This is a genomic window from Priestia sp. FSL W8-0001, from assembly GCF_038050335.1.
GTDB classification, from domain to species: Bacteria; Bacillota; Bacilli; order Bacillales; family Bacillaceae_H; genus Priestia; species Priestia flexa.
In genome coordinates this window covers 2696335-2710939 of the sequence record NZ_JBBPAL010000001.1, presented here as the reverse complement: position 1 = coordinate 2710939, position 14605 = coordinate 2696335, and the positions used below count along the sequence as shown (strand labels likewise).

At 38.2% G+C, this 14605-nt stretch carries 14 protein-coding genes; 9 read left to right on the top strand and 5 right to left on the bottom strand.

Features of this window, described 5'->3' with window-relative positions; all coding sequences use genetic code 11:
- Positions 1 to 8 precede the first annotated feature (8 nt).
- A complete protein-coding gene (locus MKZ18_RS14445; RefSeq protein WP_061786313.1) occupies positions 9 to 239 on the bottom strand; it encodes a hypothetical protein in 231 nt (76 codons plus the stop codon).
- A gap of 133 nt (positions 240 to 372) precedes the next feature.
- Between MKZ18_RS14445 and MKZ18_RS14440 the strand changes: the two genes are divergently transcribed.
- Entirely contained in the window at positions 373 to 540 is a 168-nt protein-coding gene (locus MKZ18_RS14440) for a hypothetical protein (protein ID WP_175384187.1), read from the top strand.
- A gap of 114 nt (positions 541 to 654) precedes the next feature.
- Positions 655 to 1140 carry a metal-dependent hydrolase gene (locus tag MKZ18_RS14435; protein ID WP_025908291.1) on the top strand — a complete coding sequence of 162 codons (486 nt, stop codon included), beginning with the start codon at positions 655 to 657 and terminating at the stop codon, positions 1138 to 1140.
- A gap of 16 nt (positions 1141 to 1156) precedes the next feature.
- Here MKZ18_RS14435 and MKZ18_RS14430 read toward each other — a convergent pair whose 3' ends face one another.
- From MKZ18_RS14430 to MKZ18_RS14415, 4 genes are all read right to left on the bottom strand, one after another.
- Positions 1157 to 2629, bottom strand: a complete 1473-nt coding sequence (locus tag MKZ18_RS14430) for a PAS domain S-box protein (RefSeq protein WP_341344567.1) — start codon at positions 2627 to 2629, stop codon at positions 1157 to 1159.
- Between the two features lie 155 nt (positions 2630 to 2784).
- Positions 2785 to 4215 carry an IS4 family transposase gene (locus MKZ18_RS14425; protein WP_047933940.1) on the bottom strand — a complete coding sequence of 477 codons (1431 nt, stop codon included), beginning with the start codon at positions 4213 to 4215 and terminating at the stop codon, positions 2785 to 2787.
- Between the two features lie 220 nt (positions 4216 to 4435).
- Complete coding sequence (locus tag MKZ18_RS14420; protein ID WP_047933940.1) at positions 4436 to 5866, bottom strand: IS4 family transposase; 1431 nt, start codon at positions 5864 to 5866, stop codon at positions 4436 to 4438.
- Between the two features lie 316 nt (positions 5867 to 6182).
- Positions 6183 to 6347, bottom strand: a complete 165-nt coding sequence (locus MKZ18_RS14415) for a hypothetical protein (RefSeq protein ID WP_340842442.1) — start codon at positions 6345 to 6347, stop codon at positions 6183 to 6185.
- 153 nt (positions 6348 to 6500) lie between these two features.
- Between MKZ18_RS14415 and MKZ18_RS14410 the strand changes: the two genes are divergently transcribed.
- From MKZ18_RS14410 to MKZ18_RS14380, 7 genes are all read left to right on the top strand, one after another.
- Positions 6501 to 6896, top strand: a complete 396-nt coding sequence (locus MKZ18_RS14410; RefSeq protein WP_445936766.1) for a pentapeptide repeat-containing protein — start codon at positions 6501 to 6503, stop codon at positions 6894 to 6896.
- A gap of 347 nt (positions 6897 to 7243) precedes the next feature.
- Positions 7244 to 7933 (top strand): copper homeostasis protein CutC, encoded by a 690-nt coding sequence (locus MKZ18_RS14405; RefSeq protein ID WP_225002241.1) that lies wholly within the window; start codon positions 7244 to 7246, stop codon positions 7931 to 7933.
- A 198-nt stretch (positions 7934 to 8131) separates the two neighbouring features.
- Positions 8132 to 9496 carry an aspartate aminotransferase family protein gene (locus MKZ18_RS14400; protein ID WP_061785094.1) on the top strand — a complete coding sequence of 455 codons (1365 nt, stop codon included), beginning with the start codon at positions 8132 to 8134 and terminating at the stop codon, positions 9494 to 9496.
- Between the two features lies 1 nt (position 9497).
- A complete protein-coding gene (locus tag MKZ18_RS14395) occupies positions 9498 to 11021 on the top strand; it encodes a pyridoxal phosphate-dependent decarboxylase family protein (protein WP_061785095.1) in 1524 nt (507 codons plus the stop codon).
- Positions 10999 to 12741, top strand: a complete 1743-nt coding sequence (locus MKZ18_RS14390) for an IucA/IucC family protein (protein WP_025908298.1) — start codon at positions 10999 to 11001, stop codon at positions 12739 to 12741. The genes MKZ18_RS14395 and MKZ18_RS14390 overlap by 23 nt, the downstream gene beginning before the upstream one ends.
- A complete protein-coding gene (locus tag MKZ18_RS14385) occupies positions 12741 to 13337 on the top strand; it encodes a GNAT family N-acetyltransferase (RefSeq protein WP_139325239.1) in 597 nt (198 codons plus the stop codon). The genes MKZ18_RS14390 and MKZ18_RS14385 overlap by 1 nt, the downstream gene beginning before the upstream one ends.
- A complete protein-coding gene (locus MKZ18_RS14380; protein WP_061785097.1) occupies positions 13316 to 14599 on the top strand; it encodes a lysine N(6)-hydroxylase/L-ornithine N(5)-oxygenase family protein in 1284 nt (427 codons plus the stop codon). Before MKZ18_RS14385 ends, MKZ18_RS14380 begins: the two co-directional genes overlap by 22 nt.
- Positions 14600 to 14605 lie beyond the last annotated feature (6 nt).

The following is a 14605-nucleotide window of genomic DNA, read 5'->3' as shown; positions in this document are numbered from 1 at the left end:
GACAGATCCTAAGAAGAATCATCTTGAACGTAATGTTTAAAGTCTAAAAACAAAAAACAAAACTCTTCAAAGGAAAAAGTATCAAATGTTTCACAAGAGTAAGTATCCAAAAAGTCTTCAATCATATGACGGGGGATAGATTGAAATAGTCCCATTGCTTTAAACGAGTACTCAAATTTATGATATAAAGGTTGTAATCCATAGTAGTCAAAGACATCCTGCAATTGTTCTGTATGCATTTTTTATTCCTCCTTTTTAAGTAGTATGACCATGTTGAATGAGAAAAATAAAATGAGTTTTGTCTAAAGGCTAGATTTTCTATTTCGAAGAAGCTATGCTAAAAGGATACACTGGTGATAAAGGAGAAAAAACATGTTTATGTACGTCACAATACTAGGATTTTTAACTTTTGCACTGTATGCTTGTACATTTGTGTATGCCATCATTAATAAAAGTGGACAAGCAAAGCAAAATGGAAAGCGCGCACTGATTGGCTTCTTAGTCATGGCTGTAGGTTTAATCGGTATGCAAGTGTCATAGTTTGAGATTTCTTTGACAATTTTGCCACCTTCACTTATAGTTAACCATGAGCGAACGTATGTATCTGTTTTTGAGTTTTCGTTCATAAATTGAATAAGAAAGAAGGTGGCAAAATTGAGATACCATACACATATTGCAACATCGATTGCTGCCGGTGCAGGAGTAGCGATTCAGACAGATGTCGCTTTTACTTTTCCATACGTCGTAGGCATAGCCATTGGATCATTGCTCCCCGATATCGATGAGCCAAACTCATACGTTGGACGAAGATCGTTTGGGCTTGCAAAAGTAATTAAAAGCATTTTTGGGCATCGTGGAATTACACATTCACTTCTTGTTTGTGGACTTATTTTTTATTTATATCAGCTATATTCATATGAATGGTTGTTTGGGATAGCGTGTGGCTATATCTTTCATGTAATAGGCGACTTCTTTTCAAAAAGAGGTGTGCCTTTATTTTGGCCCATTGTACGAAAGAAAATAAAATCGCCTCTCACATACGAAACAGGGAAACCTTCAGAACAGCTTATCTTTTACATAGCAATAGGTCTTATCATTTATTTCTTGTACAAATATAGCTTATATTCTCAGCTGTTTTAATGTTAAAAACCCCGACTTAACTAGTCGGGGTTTTTAACATTAAGATAGAATTGGCTTCAACATGTGTAATCGGTAATATAACGTCAATTGTTGTACCTTCTTGAAGCATGCTTGTTACGCTAAGTGTACCTTTATGCTCAAGTATAACCTTATTACAAATAGTTAAGCCTAATCCAACGCCGTGCTCTTTTGTTGTATAAAAAGGTTGACCAATTTTTTTTATTCGATCAGCATCCATGCCACAACCATTGTCCATAATTTGAATAGTAACGTGCTGTTGATTTATCTTGTTAAAAGAGACCGTAATTTGTCCTCCAAGAGGCATCGCATCAATTGCATTTTGAATGACATGTATAAATACCAGCTTTAATTGATGGGGTTGTCCATGAATGACAAAGTTACCGTGAGCAGTATTGTATTCATAAACCACTTTAATGCCTTGGTGTATAAAAGCTTGGGAGAAGCGTTTTGTCACATCTTTCAATAAAGCAAGTAAATCAATGGGCTCGTAAGGTCGAACTTCTTGTTTGGCTAAACTCATAAATTCATTTACAATTTGTTCAATTTGATCAATTTCACTTTGCATCATGCGACGATAAGCAATATCCTGAGCACTTTGATATTCTTCACTAAACAGTTGTAAGAAACCTTTAATCGTGGTTAAAGGATTTCTAATTTCATGAGCAATACTTGCAGCTAATTCCCCAATTGCTGATAATTTTTCAGCATTTCTCATCATTTCTTCAAGCTTTCGCTGTTCTGTTATATCACGAGAGACGAACACAAAACCTTCAACTTTTCCATCATTAACAATAGGTACGCCTTTTCCTTCAAGCAAAATAGAAGTGCCATTAGCATGTAGATTTCGATAATGAAAAGTACTTGCTGTTTTTGTTAACTTCATGTTTTCAATTCCGGTTGCTACTTTTGTATGATCATCTTCATGTACATGAAGAAGTACATCCTTCCCAATTAAGGAACAAGGAAGAAGGCCGAGTGTGTACTGGTAAGAGGGTGAAGCATATTCATAGCAACCATCGATTCCGACTACGCAAATTAAATCGTGCGTGTGAGAGAGAATTAAGCGATGGCGAATTTCACTTTGCTTTAAATGCTCTTCCGCTTCTTTACGAGCTTGAATATCACGAGCGGTAATAACAACGTAGGTTACTTGATTATCTTTTACAGATGGAATCCCTCGCCCTTCAACCCAAATATAAGAGCCGTCGTCTTTTAGTAAACGATATTCTGCACTCATTTCAACTTTTAATGAAAACACTTGATTTAATTTATGTCGTATCTGATCTATATCATCAGTATGTATTACGCTAAAGTTTAAAGACTGTCCTTCTTCTGTTGGTAAATAACCTAATACGGATAAATGAGAAGGGGAGTTATAAATTAAATGCCCATGCTGGTCCACAACGGTGATTAAATCTCGCATATTATCTGTAATGATTCGATCTTTTAGCTGATGAAAAGATAACACTTGGTTTTCGTTAAATTGATATTTTACAGGTGTACCACCATACCCATCAAGCTAACGACAGAAACGATTAAAAATGTAATGATCCTTGTCCTAACATCGGTGAGTATCAGAAAAATCGGCATGACAAAGAAGCCTATGAAACCATCATTTTTTCGTTAGGCAACTTGTTGTTGTTTTACTGCTGTCTCATACACAATACCAAGAATGTCAAAAACGGTTTTTTTCTGATACCGATGACACTTACGCCCATTCTTTTTCAACAGGTGATACAGTCGTTGGAGAATCGTTACGAGTTCAGTCAGATCACCTGCCATTGCTGGAAATAGTAACGGAAAATAGTCCTTAATCATATAAATTGATTTGTATTCACTCAGCTCTTGTTTTCTCTTTTTCAACAGGATCTGCCGCATTTGAAACATGGTGGAAGAACAGAGAAGAATCCCGATGAGTTGCCCATATAAATGGCACTCTAGCCGTTCCTTTTTGATGGTTTTACATTCATCTATTTCGAAGAAGGACTTCCATGTTTTAAATAAAATTTCAATCTGCCAACGTAACGAATACAATGAATGCACATCGTTTGTCGGTACTTCTTTTGGTGGTGTGTTCGTAATATAAACGTTCATTCCCATCAGCTGTTTACTTTTATCCTTCATGACAATGCCTTTCTTTTTCTCACGTACAGCTTGGTTGTTTAAACGGGTTTTAGTTTGTTCGTTCGTTAGTCGGTGAATGATGACACGTGTCGGTAATTTTTGAATTTGACCAACATAAGCTTCTGAAAGTTCAATGGTCTCACCCGGTTCCAGTTCGTTCAAGATGTGTGCCATATTAAGCTGAATATATTCGCTCTGCTTTTTCAGTGTGCCGTTTTTGAAGTATTCTGGTTCAGGGTTTTTTACATAAATACGGGTATTTAGCTTTAATCGAGAGAGATAAAAGGCGCCTAATTCATGAATCGTTTGTAAATCTCGTAAATCAAAATAACCTAAATCACGTAAACAGAAATCGCCTGCTTTCACACTTTCAAGACAAGTTGTGCCATACGTTTTATCATTATCTTTTCCCGGTCCTAGCTGTACGTGTAAAAATTGCCCACTCAATAAGTCATATTCAAGCTGAATCTTTACACCTGCCGTATTACTGCTTCCTCCAGACCCTTGATAATCACTTACGAAGGCATCGGGTAGCTGAAACACTGTGGCATCTAAAATCCGAATACGGTTAAAAATCAAGAAGAGCGTTGACGATAGCGATTGTGTTGCACAAAGTTTCTGTGTGAGAAGTAAAGCAAACACCTCACGAAGAAACTGGACGGCTGCTGGATTAAACCGTTGATTCAATCCTTCCTGACTCATCAGGACACCTGTTGAAGCTTCTAGTCGACTACACAGTTGTGCAAGCGATGTGCGAGCGACTTCCTGGCTAAGCCACACGCAAAGAGCCATCAGTTCATTTGCTTGATACTTACTCGATCGTTTCACAAATCCCACTTTCTTAGCGATTTCTTGTAAGGCAATGGGAGACAAAGAGCGTTGTAATTCTTGTGCAAATAGGTGTAATTCTTCGGAAAACTGAACATCCATAAAAAAACGCCATCCTTTTCGAGTAGTTTACTAAAAAGAATAACGTTTTTTTCGTTTTGGGGAAAATCCATTGCGTTAGCTTGATGGGTATGGGGTACCACCACATACCCATCAAGCTAACGACAGAAACGATTAAAAATGTAATGATCCTTGTCCTAACATCGGTGAGTATCAGAAAAATCGGCATGACAAAGAAGCCTATGAAACTATCATTTTTTCGTTAGGCAACTTGTTGTTGTTTTACTGCTGTCTCATACACAATACCAAGAATGTCAAAAACGGTTTTTTTCTGATACCGATGACACTTACGCCCATTCTTTTTCAACAGGTGATACAGTCGTTGGAGAATCGTTACGAGTTCAGTCAGATCACCTGCCATTGCTGGAAATAGTAACGGAAAATAGTCCTTAATCATATAAATTGATTTGTATTCACTCAGCTCTTGTTTTCTCTTTTTCAACAGGATCTGCCGCATTTGAAACATGGTGGAAGAACAGAGAAGAATCCCGATGAGTTGCCCATATAAATGGCACTCTAGCCGTTCCTTTTTGATGGTTTTACATTCATCTATTTCGAAGAAGGACTTCCATGTTTTAAATAAAATTTCAATCTGCCAACGTAACGAATACAATGAATGCACATCGTTTGTCGGTACTTCTTTTGGTGGTGTGTTCGTAATATAAACGTTCATTCCCATCAGCTGTTTACTTTTATCCTTCATGACAATGCCTTTCTTTTTCTCACGTACAGCTTGGTTGTTTAAACGGGTTTTAGTTTGTTCGTTCGTTAGTCGGTGAATGATGACACGTGTCGGTAATTTTTGAATTTGACCAACATAAGCTTCTGAAAGTTCAATGGTCTCACCCGGTTCCAGTTCGTTCAAGATGTGTGCCATATTAAGCTGAATATATTCGCTCTGCTTTTTCAGTGTGCCGTTTTTGAAGTATTCTGGTTCAGGGTTTTTTACATAAATACGGGTATTTAGCTTTAATCGAGAGAGATAAAAGGCGCCTAATTCATGAATCGTTTGTAAATCTCGTAAATCAAAATAACCTAAATCACGTAAACAGAAATCGCCTGCTTTCACACTTTCAAGACAAGTTGTGCCATACGTTTTATCATTATCTTTTCCCGGTCCTAGCTGTACGTGTAAAAATTGCCCACTCAATAAGTCATATTCAAGCTGAATCTTTACACCTGCCGTATTACTGCTTCCTCCAGACCCTTGATAATCACTTACGAAGGCATCGGGTAGCTGAAACACTGTGGCATCTAAAATCCGAATACGGTTAAAAATCAAGAAGAGCGTTGACGATAGCGATTGTGTTGCACAAAGTTTCTGTGTGAGAAGTAAAGCAAACACCTCACGAAGAAACTGGACGGCTGCTGGATTAAACCGTTGATTCAATCCTTCCTGACTCATCAGGACACCTGTTGAAGCTTCTAGTCGACTACACAGTTGTGCAAGCGATGTGCGAGCGACTTCCTGGCTAAGCCACACGCAAAGAGCCATCAGTTCATTTGCTTGATACTTACTCGATCGTTTCACAAATCCCACTTTCTTAGCGATTTCTTGTAAGGCAATGGGAGACAAAGAGCGTTGTAATTCTTGTGCAAATAGGTGTAATTCTTCGGAAAACTGAACATCCATAAAAAAACGCCATCCTTTTCGAGTAGTTTACTAAAAAGAATAACGTTTTTTTCGTTTTGGGGAAAATCCATTGCGTTAGCTTGATGGGTATGAGGTGTACCACACATTCTGCAAAAATTATATTCTTCTTGATAACCGCAAGATGAACAAACAGGCATAGAATCACTCCAATCTTCCGTAAGGTAAAATATAGGCTCTATGTTATATTATACCTCATTCTAAACAGTTCCTGGTAGAAAGAAAACCCAAAAGAGACGTTCTTTCGATAGATACAAAGTCTCATTTTTGGGTTTGTTTTTTATGGAGGAAGGCTCTTTTAGTAAAAACCTTCGAATTGACGAGCTGTAATCCCATACTCATCACAGAGGCGAATTAAAAGTTGCTCTTGCTGTTTTATATCTGGTTCATAGTTAGTATTCCAATAAATTGCAGTAGGGTTTACTTCTTTAATGAGAGATTCAATGGTTGGATTAGCCATCATAAACATCCTTTCTTTCAATAGTTTGCTATCTAGTATAAACATAAATAATTCGATTGCCCAAGTTTTAATATGTTGCCCATTTTTAATAGGACGAAATTCGAACGGAAAGAAAGGTGAATATGTTAAAACGGTAATAGTAACGGAAGGAGCCCTATAAATGAAACATGTATATGGAAGTTTACCAACTCCGATGCAAGGAATGCCGATGCAAGGAATGCCGATGCAAGGAATGCCGATGCAAGGAATGCCGATGCAAGGAATGCCGATGCAAGGAATGCCGATGCAAGGAATGCCGATGCAAGGAATGCCAATGCAAGGAATGCCGATGCAAGGAATGCCGATGCAAGGAATGCCAATGCAAGGAATGCCGATGCAAGGAATGCCGATGCAGGAAATGTCGATGCAAGGAGTGCCAATGCAAGGAATGCCGATGCAAGGAATGCCGATGCAAGGAATGCCAATGCAGGGAATGCCGATGCCAGAAATGCCACCAATGCAGGGGATGTCGATGTCAGGAGGAGCAGACTGTGGATGCGGTCAGAAGCCTAGCAATTTGATGCCTGCAATGAATCAAAGTATGAATGCACCACTTGTACAAGGTGAAAACGTACAGATGCCTTCTAAGTCCATGATGCCTATGCATCCAATGCATAATGCGAATAAGCGAAGTCCCGGATACTTCTAATAAAAATGGTTAAAAAGCTAGGATTCTAAAGTTATAGAGTATAATTGTTGCATTTTTATAATAAAAACGTCATGAGAAATAACCAAGTTTTCAACGGTTATACCTGACGTTTTTTGTTCGTAAGGAAAAAGACATCTTTTCAAGCATGGTACGATATTGAAGAGAGTTTACTATGCTCTAGATTAATGAAGAAGAAAGGATGTTTATTGTAATGATAGATGTGATTGCGACGACATTGCATGATGCAAAGCTAGCTCAAGAGAATGGGGCAGATCGAATTAGTATTTGCACGAGTATTAATGAAGGTGGCATTACCCCAAGCTATGGGTTAATTAAACAAATAAAAAAAGCGATTACCCTTCCTGTATACGTAATGATTCGACCTCATAATCAGTCGTATCAATACAATGAAGACGATATTCAAACGATGGTTCATGATATCGAAGAAGCAAGGAAACTGGGAGTGGAAGGAGTAATCTTGGGCTGTTTAACGTCAGAGAAAACCATTGATGAAGAGGCGTTAAAAGCTTTACTAAGTGCTTCTAAAGGAATGGATGTGACGTTTAACTTAGCTTTTGATGACTTACATAATCAAGAAGAAGGGCTTCGAAAATTATTGAATTATCCAGAAATAAAGCGGGTTATGACGTCTGGAGCTGATAAAAGTGCGTTAAACGGAATTCCACAAATCAAAAAAATGTTGCGTCAAATGAGAAACGAAAATCTTATATTTGTCGGAGCCAAGGGGTTAAAACCAGAAAATTTACAGGCTTTTCTATCGGTTACCAATCTAACAGAAGTATGCATTGGAGCAGGTATACGAGTTAATTGCCAATATACACAGCCAATAAATGAGAAAAGTGTGCAAAAAGCAAAAGAAATTATGAATAAAATGCAATAAGAGAAAAAGTGCTACGAAGTAAAGTAGCACTTTTTTTAGTAGAATCAGCATTAAAAACTGCCAGTTAACACAGATGAGTTTAGGAAAAAATGCATATTTTTAGAAAATTAGTTGACATTGAAAATCATTATCATTTATCCTTATACATGTAATTAGTAATGAAAATCATTATCATTTAAATAAATAGGAGGATTATTCATGTCTATTTCAATAACAAATCAATCTACAAACGAAGCGTTACTTTCACAGCAAGAACTTCGAGAATCGAATGCAAGATCTTATCCAAGAAGAATTCCAATTGCTATTCAAAAAGCGGAGGGAGTCATCATCACAGATATGAACGGCAAAGAGTATATTGATTGTTTAGCAGGAGCAGGCACTTTAGCGCTTGGTCATAATCATGAAGTAGTCCATGAAGCGATTCAACAGGTACTAGCTGATCGTATTCCTTTACATACATTAGATTTAACTACGCCGGTTAAAGAAGCGTTCGTAGATGAGTTGTTTGCAAGTTTACCAGCTAATTTTGCCCAAAAAGCAAAAGTGCAGTTTTGTGGACCTACGGGTGGAGACGCCATTGAAGCAGCGTTAAAGCTTGTAAAGACGGCTACGGGGAACCGCACAATTTTATCGTTCCAAGGCGGCTACCATGGTTCTACTCACGGCACATTAAGTATTAGCGGAACAACAAGCCCTAAAGAGCGCATTCATGCTTTAGTTCCAGATACACATTTCTTACCTTATCCTTACGAATATCGTTGTCCTTTTGGAATCGGTGAAGGTGGTCATGAAGCAATTAGCACATACATTGAAAACTTATTAGACGATCCAGAAAGCGGTATTGTTAAACCAGCAGGAATTGTAGTTGAAGTTGTTCAAGGTGAAGGAGGTTCAGTACCTGCTCCTATCGCGTGGTTGAAAGAGCTTCGTCGTATCACAAAAGAGCGTCAAATTCCGTTAATTATTGATGAAGTGCAAACTGGAATTGGTCGAACGGGTAAAATGTTTGCTTTTCAGCATGCTGATATTGAACCCGATGTTCTTGTGCTGTCAAAAGCAATCGGGGGTAGCTTACCACTATCTGTTGTTGTATACGATAAAGCGTTGGATCAGTGGGAACCAGGTGCTCATATTGGAACTTTTCGTGGTAATCAGCTCGCAATGGCAACGGGAAAAGCAACGCTTAGCTTTGTGAAAGAGCATGCTTTAGATGCACATGCGCATGATCTTGGAATTTACATGCAAATGCAGTTAAAGGCCATCCAGTCCAATAGCTTTTCTATTGGAGATGTTCGTGGTCGAGGGTTAATGATTGGAGTGGAAATCATCGATTGGTCTAAGCCGGCAAATAAGATTGGAACCCATCCTGGAAATGGAGAGCTAGCGAAGGTGATTCAGCAAGAGTGCTTTAAGCGAGGGGTTATCCTAGAAGTTGGAGGCAGACATGGAGCAGTCATTCGCTTATTACCACCTTTAATTTTAAGTCAAGCTCAGGCTGATGATGTGCTAGAGCGCTTTAAAGAAGCGGTAAAAGCAGCAGAAGCTAAGTGGGTGACAAGGTAAGATGGAACAAGATTATCAACAATGGTTTCTATCTAAGGACAATCAAAGCGTAAGAACGTATAAGCAGTTAATGAATCAGTCTATAGAGATGATTTCGAACTATTATGAAACAATTGAAAAGCCTTATCATCATTGGGAGCTAGAAGATCGCTTTGAACACTTTAATGATGAAATGACATTCAAAGAAAATGGACGTGCGTTCGCAGAACTGAAAGAGTCAATAGAACAGCTTGTTTTAAGGCATTCTCTGCATATTTCTCATACTGGAGCAATGGCGCATTTGCATTGTCCACCAGCTATACCTGCTTTGGTCGCAGAAGTCTTTATCACAGCTCTCAACCAATCGATGGACTCTTGGGACCAAAGTCCAATTGCGACTTATATAGAAGACGCAGTTATTAAAGAGTGCGTTAAACAAATCGGCTATGAAGAAACCGCAAGTGGCGTATTTACAAGCGGTGGCACGCAGTCAAATTATATGGGGATGCTACTAGCTCGCAATGATTATTGTAAGCGAAAGCTTAAAGCAAATGTACAGGAAGAAGGTCTACCCCCTGAAGCAAATAAACTGCGAATCTTTTGTTCTGAAAAAGCGCACTTTACGGTTCAGCAATCCGCTGCGCAGCTTGGTTTAGGGATGAATGCAGTTATTCCAGTTAAAACAAATGAGCGCTACGAGATGTGCATGGATGATTTATGTGCAAAGATAGAGCTTTCGAAAGAAAGTGGAGAGCTTCCGATGGCCATTGTAGCCACAATTGGAACCACTGATTTTGGAAGTATTGATTCTCTTCATGATATTCATCAACTGGCAGCAACTTATGATATGTGGGTTCATGCCGATGCTGCGTATGGAGGCGGCCTGTTGTTTTCAAAAGCTAATAGACACCTAGTTCAAGAGTTAAAGCTTGCAGACTCTATTACGATTGATTTTCATAAATGGTTTTATCAGCCCATTAGCTGTGGTGCTTTCTTTGTGAAAGCTGAAACAGCTTTTCAGCATATTCAGCTTTATGCAGATTACTTAAATCCAGAAGAAGATGAGCATCTTCACCTTGTTAACCGCAGTATTCAAACAACTAAACGGTTTGATGCTCTCAAAGTTTGGCTAACGTTTCAAATGATGGGCACATCAGCCTTTGGTAAATTGATTGACCAAACTATTCAAAATGCGAGACAGCTAGCTGGATACTTACAAGAAAATTCAATGGTTAAAGTTATGAACGAACCGATGATGAACGCTGTTGTATTTAAGTATCAGTGTAAAAGGCTAGCGAAAAGTGCGGAAAATCAAAAGTATATTGAAAATAAGATTAATACAATGATCCAGCAGCAGTTATATGAAAAAGGAACGTATATTATAGCGAAAACAAAAGTAAACCAAGAAGCATGTTTAAAAGTAACAATGTTGAATCCAATGATTGAGTTAGAGAACCTAAAACAACTTATAAAAGAAGTGATTCAGCTTGGAAACGAGTTGGAGCAGAAGGAGGAAGCATTACGTGAATGCGCAACAATCAGCTAATTTTATTACAATGCAAAATGTAGTGAACTGCTATGTCAGAGAAACAGGAAAGGGGAAATGGATAAAAGTAGGGGAAGGTGAAGAACTTATTTTAACCCTGGAAAAGCAGCCCGTCACGCTCTATTTCCCAGCTTATTATCGTTCTCTAACAGGGCGTCATTTATTAAACGAGCAAATGGCATACCAAGTAGAAGGTCATCAGCGCCAGGAGCTAGATTTGTTAACGCTATTAGCGCTGCTAATGAAAGAAGTAACGGAAGACTTGCTTCAAATAAACGAATTGATTGTTCGCGTGCTATTAAGCTACGAAAATATGAAGCAATTTATCGAAGTGAGACAAGCGGAACTTCAAGAGTGTTACGGGGCTGATAAAAGCTTTTTACAATCAGAACAAGCACTTTTAATTGGACATCAGCTTCATCCAACCCCAAAAAGCAGACAAGGCATTTTGCCTGAAGAAGAAACAATATTTGCTCCAGAGCTAAAGGGGAAGTTTCAACTACACTATTTTTACGCAGAAGCTTCATTGGTCAAAGAGGGGTCTGCGCTGGAACAAGCAAGGTTAGTTATTAAAAAGCAGTTGGTAGAAGATGAAGAAGTATCAGATGAATTCAAAACTAACTATTGCCAAGACGATGAGAATGTATTGATTCCAATGCATCCACTTCAAGCAAGATATTTACTTGGGAAATCAGAAGTTTGTGATTGGATTCAAAGCGGGAGACTTTCATATCTAGGTCCTCAAGGGCAAGCGTTTTATCCTACTTCTTCTGTACGAACTGTATATAACTCAAGCGCAGACGTCATGTATAAGTTTTCGATACCAGTAAAAATTACAAATTCACTTCGAGTCAACAAACGAAAAGAGCTGTACCGAGGTGTAGAGGTAACGGAACTTTTACGTGCTGGTTTAGAAGAAGAGCTACAAATTTATCACCCTGCTTTTCACATTATTAAAGATTTTGCATACGTAACGCTTGGTGAAGAAGAGATTGGCTTTGAGGTTGTGATTCGAGAAAACCCTTTTAAAGGCTCACAAGGTGATTCAACGACTCTTTTAGCGAGTTTATGTCAAGATCATGTGTATCGTCATCATACACAGCTTCAAGAGATTGTTCATCGTTTAGCCAAAGCTGAAAATCGATCACTGGAAGCTGTTAGTCAAGATTGGTTTAAGCAGTATTTAGACATTTCATTAAAGCCAATGATGTGGCTGTATACAGAAAAAGGAATTGCGCTTGAAGCTCATCAACAAAACTCGATTATCAAATTGACAAAAGAAGGCTATCCACAAGCGTTTTATTATCGTGATAACCAAGGATATTATTTTATGCGCTCTAAACAAGAAAGCCTCAAAAAGCTTGTCAAAGACTTGAATCAGATGAGCGATACAGTTTGTGATGATGCGGTTGCTGAAGAAAGATTCCGTTATTATGTTATCTTTAATCATTTATTTGGTTTAATTAATGCTTTTGGTACAAGTGGACTAATTGAAGAAAGCAAGTTGATTGAACAGATGCGTACGGTCATTTCAGAATATGCAAAGAATGATCATACAAATCTAGTCAAGAGTATGCTTTCTCAAGAGAGCTTGCCTTGCAAAGCCAATTTATTAACGCGCGTTCATGATATGGATGAACTAGTTGGAAGTCTAGAAACACAATCTGTTTACGTAGACGTTACGAATCCGCTTGCGGTTCTAGAAGGTGTATATAAATGATGGTACTGGCTCAAAGTGACTACCCTATTACAGTATGGGATACCAACACAAAAAAAGAAATTACGTTTCGCTATGTAACGTTTGAACAAGATTTTGACCGCTTGCATAGCTGGATGCATCAAGACCACGTCATTCCGTTTTGGAATTTGGACAAGCCAAGAGCCGAGTATGCCTCTCATTTAAAACGTTTTTTAGCGAACAAACATCAGCAATTATTAATTGGTGAAATAGATGGGCAAGCGATGAGCTACTGGGAGTCGTATATCGTCTCCCAAGATCTAATCCGTCATTATTATGACTATGAAAAAGGAGATCAAGGCATTCATCTATTGATTGGCGAGCCAAATTATCTTGGCAAGGGGTTTATTTATCCATTAATGCTAACGCTCATGAAGAGAATGTTTGAAGTGCCAGAAACCAAGCGTATTATGGCTGAACCGGATATTCGAAATGAAAAGATGATTTATGTTTTTGAAAAGTGTGGATTTCAACAGTTAAAGACGGTAGATCTTCCTGATAAAACAGCAATGCTTCTTTATTGTCAACAAGAAGTGTTTGAAAGTAGGTGGAACGCATGGATTCAAGGAGAATTTTAGAGGTTATTGGAGTGGGCATTGGGCCATTTAACCTTGGCCTAGCAGCTTTATTAGAAGAAACAGAATACTCATATAAATGCTTTGATCAAAAGTCTCAGTTTAACTGGCATCCGGGTATGCTTTTAGAAGGAGCTACGCTACAAGTTCCGTTTATGGCGGACTTAGTGACAATGGTTAATCCGTCCAGCCCGTATAGCTTTTTACGTTATTTACACGAGCATGCGCGATTGTATCAGTTTTATTTCTTTGAAAAATTTCATATTCCACGAACTGAATATAATCACTATTGTCAATGGGTGGCTAGTCAGTTAAAAGGGCTACAATTCAACAGTAAGGTTCAGAAAATTGAAATAGAAGAAGAGCAGCTATATAAAGTAATAGTTGAGGAAGATGGTGAATCAACTGCTTACTACGCGAAAAATGTAGTAGTAGGGGTAGGTACAAATCCAACCGTTCCAGCTGATTTTAAAGATTTGCAAAATAATCGATTCTATCATTCGGCTTGCTATAAGCAAAATCGTGATGAAACAGTTAAAGCTCGTCATATTACGGTCGTTGGTTCTGGGCAAAGTGCCGCTGAAGTTGTGTATGACTTGTTGCAACATCAAGAGGAAAACAACTATGAACTCCATTGGTATACAAGGTCTAAAGGGTTTTATCCAATGGAGTATTCAAAGCTCGGGTTAGAGCATTTTTCACCAGAATACACGCGTTATTTCTATCACTTAAATCAGGATAAAAAAAGAGATGTGTTAAAAAATCAAGCTCTCTTATATAAAGGAATTAGCTTTGATACGATTGCTGACATTTATGAACATTTGTATGAACGAACCGTTGGTGGAAAAGCTTCTCCTATTCATATGCAAGCACTAACGGAGGTTCAAAGTGTTAGTCGAGAAGAAACTGGCTATAAACTCACCCTTTATCAATATGAGCAAGATGAAGTGAAAGAGTTGAAAAGTGATGTTGTTATTATGGCTACAGGATATGCTAGCAGCTTTCCATCATGCTTAGAAAGTTTACAATCTCATCTACTAGTTGATGAAAGTGGGCAGTTGCAAATTGATGAGCAGTTCAAAGTCAGGACTCAACCCGTTGAAGCCAATTTGTTTATTCAAAATGGAGAACTTCATACACACGGCGTGGGAGCTCCAGATTTAGGGCTTGGTCCTTACCGGAATGCGATTATTATTAATCAAATTACAGGAAAAGAAATTTATAAAGTTTATAGTAAGAATGTATTTCAACAGTTTGGTGTGTAAAGTAAA